Source organism: Komagataeibacter ossonobensis (assembly GCF_057359305.1).
Genome location: NZ_JBXAYQ010000092.1, coordinates 1 through 3782, shown reverse-complemented (window position 1 = coordinate 3782; position 3782 = coordinate 1). Strand labels below are relative to the sequence as shown.

Here is a 3782-nt window from a genome sequence, read left to right as displayed (position 1 = left end):
ACCCGGCACGTTCTGAGTGCTCCGCCAATCCTATCTATTCACCAGCGTAAAGCAGATGGACTTGCGGTTACGGCCTGCGTGGAATGAGGCTGTCGGCGGTGGCGACAAATTGGCGGGCGGAACCCAGGCGGCGTTCGCGGATCTGCCAGTTGAGCCACGCGTTCTGAAACGCCACGAGTGTCAGAAATGTCCAGAAGGGTGCGAACTCCAGCGCAGCAAGGAGTTGGCTGCCCTTCCAGTGGGAAAGGAGCATTTCTCCGGTCCAGCCAAGCACCAGAACAACAGCGAGCATACTGGCAGCAAGCGCCCGCCTGTATGTCTCATGCTGTCTCTGATCGAGTAAGATCGCCACAACGCGGGGTTCGACGCCGTATTCGGCAGCGACCGCGGCGATATCAATAGGGGTACCGTCTGGCGCCCGCGGGCCCTGCATACCGGCTTTAGGCTTCAGTAATGCCTTCCCGAGGGCTTCAATCAGCGCGGCATTCCTCGTTACATCGGACCAGGCGACCAATGTACGTGGGTCGCCAATCACCACGCGGGCCACCTTGCGCGTTCTTTCAAAAAAACGCCGCGGGCCGGTCTGGTCCTGTCGTGTCTTCATTGCGAGACCGAGGTGAGAAATGTGGCGACATCCGTGGGAACGCCGTCGAGCCGGCCGGTCCCGCCATTGCGGTGCATCCAGACGAACGTTGGTGTCCCTGTGAGCCCTATCTGCCGTGCAATCCGGGTATTACGGGCAAGCTTCTCCCCACTATCCGGTTCAGGTGCAGCCAATCCCGGGTTTAGACGACCGTTGACCCACGCTTGTGCCATCTCGTTTGCCGGGAGCGATAGCATGGCTCTCGCATTGACGGTACTGGCGCCGTTATCCTCGTAATCAAGCAATGACAGCGGGACTATTTTCAGGCGAACTTTCCCTGCATCGATTGCGGGCTGAAGGATATGCATCGCCTTCATCGAGTAAATGCATTGCGGGTCTATGAACATGATGACTTCCGGGGCGGAAGGTATCCCTATAAGGCCTCCCGAGAGCCCCTGGAACTCGGACTGTTCGTTAGCGTCGGATGAAGCGCCAGAGATACTGATTTCTGGGACGGCTCCAGGAATGCCCCTGATCTGGTCTTTCGTGATGTCCTGTCCAGCGGCACCCCACATCCGGGCCGCGACTGCTGCCTTGCCATCCGGGGTCGCATAGACGACCTGAAAACGGTTATCCGCCCGAACAAACATTCCCCTGATGCCATCGACCGGTGCGAGATCGTGGGCGCGCGACCCGGCCAGGGAACGTAGGGTGTCGTAGGGTACCGGGATCAGCGTGCCGCTAAGCACGATCGCGTGGCTTTCCGGGGCGAAAAAGACCAGGAGTTCGTTCCGGGTATGGGCGATGCCAGCTTCGAACCCGTGGAGATCGGGTAGTTTTTCGATGTTGGCCCCTGCGATCCCAAGGTGGGCGACTGCATCGGTCCTACCTTTATCATCATGTTCCAGGGTCGGCCCTATGGTGTCGCTCCTGGACTCAATCGGAGTAGACACAGAGCATTGCTGTCCTCGCGCTGGCGCGTGCATGAGCAGGAGAAATGGCAACACGTAGAAACAGCGCATGGCGGACTCCGGACAATACCTATGTCCTGTACGCCCTGATCATGCGACTGCGATTAAAAAATCATCCCTTGTCGTTTCCCCTTTCTTGAGACAGGAGATTTTCAAAAGGGGGGGGGATCGGGGAGAGAATAAACGTATCTTCTGCTTCGCTTCCTAACTCCTCGACCGACATCTCGCTTATCATTTTTACAAGAATATCAACGCGGAGTTGCAAATAATGGGAATTCGGGTGGTCGTCTTTCAACTGACGGCCTTTTTCGTGGCAAAGCACCAGAATGGGGTGCAATGATCTTGCCTGCTCACGCCTGGCAGTTGATGTTTTCGCTGGAGAAGCAATGTATTCAATATTGCATCTCAGCGCTAAAATCGCCTGAACCAGCGTCAGACATAGCTGTCCGGATTGTTCGTCATCGATAAGCTCGAAACGCGAGCGAAGTTCATCAAACTTCATATCATCCTCACACGGATCAAGACGAACACACTGAAGCAACGCAGTGCACGGTTGCCATGTTTCTTACGGAGCGCTGGAGCGGCATAACCCGATATACTTTGCTATTGTTGACGATTTCCGTAGTGATTTAATCTGGTCACCTGGCTCCACGGAATCATGATCAGGCTGCTCAATCTACACGATTCCGTCTTGTTGTAACGTATATCTCATTATTGTTACCAAGTGTTTCGTCAATATTCTGCGGGCAACGCATGTTCGAAACATGCCCTGCACTTTCTGGCTGATCGAAGGGCAGTCACGCCTGAGTGGCGAGAAAAAGCGTCTTCTACGTCATCTTCGACCGGGTCATGGCTTGAGGCAACCACCAATGTGCTGGATGATTGACGTATCGGAAGACATCCGCATCGTATCATCCGACCCATAGATCGTAGGAAATGATCCATGCATGCTCCACGCGGAGTTGCAAAAGGCTGAAAGAAGTTCAGAATATCTGTACTTGGATAATAGATCATGTTAGCATCATGCGATGCGCAGGACCAATATGACATCCAGAAGATCAAGGAGCGCCGTTCCCTCAGGGAAAACAATACAACTTGGACTGTTCCCGCTATCGGTCCAGTTGCGCCGTATTCAACCCAGTTTCAATGAGTGGCGGTATTACGGACTGTCAGTTCAGCCCGACCTGTTCGGTGGTGCTGCACTTGTTCGTAACTGGGGCAGGATCGGGACAGCTGGCACCCAGCGCGTGGATCTCTATCCCGACGAAGGCGCTGCGGTGAATGCTCTGACCGCGATGATCCGTTATCGCCTGAAACGCGGCTATATCGTTACACAGTCATGACTGGCAGCATTATCTGCAGGATAACCCGGGGTGATCATCAGACAGGTGATAGAGATAAATACTGTATCCGCTCACCACGTCATGGAAAATTCGTGTGTGGATATATTCCGACTAAAAAAACTTATCATCGACATTGAGGTGAGCCGTAGTTTTCGTGAAAGGCCCGCTGCATAAGCCAGTTTACGCCGTCTGATAGCGTAATCAGGGGCAGGCTCCGCCGCATACAATTTGCGTAAAACTTGATGTTCATGGTGCAATGTGATCGATGTAGGCAACGTACCGCAATATATAATTTAGCTTTCGATACGCCATATTTTGCCGATTGCATAAAGACTTACACTCCGGCAATGTTATTCGGCAAAAATATAGCGGAGAGGCTTTATCATGGACCAATCAGACGACCTAACCCCGGCAATTGTAATTGCCATGAGCGACATCGTGGCAGCGCATCTCGGCAATACCAATACCTCTCTGCCGACAGAACATGTCCCGGCGTTTATCCGCGATGTCTACGCCGCTATCCGCGAAACAACACCGGCCACAGAGAAAAACAGCAGCATCCCTGCCCAGCAACCCGCAGTTCCAGTCGCGCAGTCGGTATTTCCTGACTACATCGTCTGTCTGGAAGATGGCAAAAAACTCAAAATGCTCAAGCGTCACCTGCAGACAAGGTACGGAATGACGCCAACGCAATACCGAGAGAAGTGGCAGCTTCCTATGGATTATCCCATGGTTGCTCCGGAGTATGCCAAAATGCGGGCGACTCTGGCGCGAGACGCGGGTCTCGGACGTAAGGTTTTGGTGCCCCAGACCGCTCCCGTGGACGAAGCAACCGCAGCACCTTCTGTCGATAGTGCGACGAAAGAAGTGTTGGTCGACACTGCA

At 53.9% G+C, this 3782-nt stretch carries 5 protein-coding genes; 2 read left to right on the top strand and 3 right to left on the bottom strand.

Annotation, left to right across the window (positions count from 1 at the left end):
• Positions 1-67: 67 nt before the first annotated feature.
• From AC1RQ9_RS18605 to AC1RQ9_RS18595, 3 genes are all read right to left on the bottom strand, one after another.
• Positions 68-604: a hypothetical protein gene (locus AC1RQ9_RS18605; protein ID WP_110569791.1), complete on the bottom strand. Its 537-nt coding sequence runs from the start codon at positions 602-604 to the stop codon at positions 68-70.
• Entirely contained in the window at positions 601-1605 is a 1005-nt protein-coding gene (locus AC1RQ9_RS18600) for a thiol:disulfide interchange protein (RefSeq protein WP_171791295.1), read from the bottom strand. The genes AC1RQ9_RS18605 and AC1RQ9_RS18600 overlap by 4 nt, the downstream gene beginning before the upstream one ends.
• A gap of 61 nt (positions 1606-1666) precedes the next feature.
• Complete coding sequence (locus tag AC1RQ9_RS18595) at positions 1667-2056, bottom strand: hypothetical protein (RefSeq protein ID WP_110569790.1); 390 nt, start codon at positions 2054-2056, stop codon at positions 1667-1669.
• A gap of 619 nt (positions 2057-2675) precedes the next feature.
• Between AC1RQ9_RS18595 and AC1RQ9_RS18590 the strand changes: the two genes are divergently transcribed.
• Entirely contained in the window at positions 2676-2897 is a 222-nt protein-coding gene (locus AC1RQ9_RS18590; protein WP_338075489.1) for a WGR domain-containing protein, read from the top strand.
• Positions 2898-3281: 384 nt separating this feature from the next.
• Positions 3282-3782, top strand: a 501-nt coding sequence (locus tag AC1RQ9_RS18585; protein WP_485988073.1) for a Ros/MucR family transcriptional regulator, incomplete at its 3' end; no start/stop codon positions are given.